Source organism: Okeania sp. SIO2F4 (assembly GCF_010672385.1).
Taxonomy (GTDB): Bacteria; Cyanobacteriota; Cyanobacteriia; order Cyanobacteriales; family Microcoleaceae; genus Trichodesmium.
On sequence record NZ_JAAHGT010001504.1, the window covers coordinates 1 to 1,015 of the forward strand.

The window sequence follows — 1,015 nt, forward strand, 5'->3', positions numbered from 1 at the left end:
TTGCTCCCTCCGCCAACGCAAATACTTAAGATAGTTGATTTTTACGGTAAAATCAATATTATAGATACTTACTATTAAAAACTAGCTCAAAAATAGCCATATCAACTCAATAATTGCGATTAGCGAGCGAGATTTATTTAATACTATAAAATCAATGTACCTATTCGTAATCTAACCAGACCACAAATAGTCATAATTATTTGCCTATATCTCTCAGGATTTAGCCTAAATCTTTCTTGGGCTACCCGCGCAGATTTTTAGTAATCTAATTATATGCTCTACAAAAATCCTTTCACTAGCAAGCTCTTCCCGATCGAATCTTTTCTTGACTGCTTAATTCTTGATTTTTGGGCTTTTTCTTAGGTGTTTTTATTGCTGGTTCTCCAACGTCAGCTTGATCCCCAGTAAATTTTTGTTTCGGAGATAATTTTTTTTGTGTTTCACGAAAAAAATTTATTTCACTCTTTTTTCCTGGTTTTCCAGCTTCTACATCAACAATATCTTGGCCTAATGGTAACACAATTACCTGACTTTTTCTCGTAGGATTTTTTTTCTTTCCAGAATAATATTCTTTTTGTTTTTCAGATTTTTTTGGTCTTTCTATACCCTGTTCATAACTATCTATGATTAACTCGTACTCTGTTAAAATTTCGGAGACAATTTCTTGGTCACTTGAGTTTTTTTTACCTGTTCTAGCAGGCTTGGCGGTAATAATTCTCCAATTATTGGGCACCAATAATTAAAGATATCATTGGCAGTAGTTTCACTTACTCCGAATTGAATTCAAGCGTAGTTGAAATGTTGTCAAATGTCTTAAATAAGTTAAGGTTAAAATAATTTGTTCTGGGATAGATAATTTAGGTGGCCTACCGCCACCAGAAGCAATTATTCTAACTTTTTTAGCCCAAGCTATCTCTCGCTTATTATTATGGAGTTTTTCTGCTTGTTTTAAGAATTTTTCGAGTTGTTCATACTTGATGCCTAATAAACGTTCTGATTCTTGTGAATGATGGTG

The 1,015-nt window shown here is 33.1% G+C and carries 2 protein-coding genes; both read right to left on the reverse strand.

What is annotated here, in order from left to right:
* Positions 1-295: 295 nt before the first annotated feature.
* Positions 296-733 carry a transposase family protein gene (locus F6K22_RS41535; RefSeq protein WP_293111059.1) on the reverse strand — a complete coding sequence of 146 codons (438 nt, stop codon included), beginning with the start codon at positions 731-733 and terminating at the stop codon, positions 296-298.
* A gap of 30 nt (positions 734-763) precedes the next feature.
* The coding region (locus tag F6K22_RS41540; protein ID WP_483244212.1) for a helix-turn-helix domain-containing protein at positions 764-1,015 on the reverse strand (252 nt) is incomplete at its 5' end.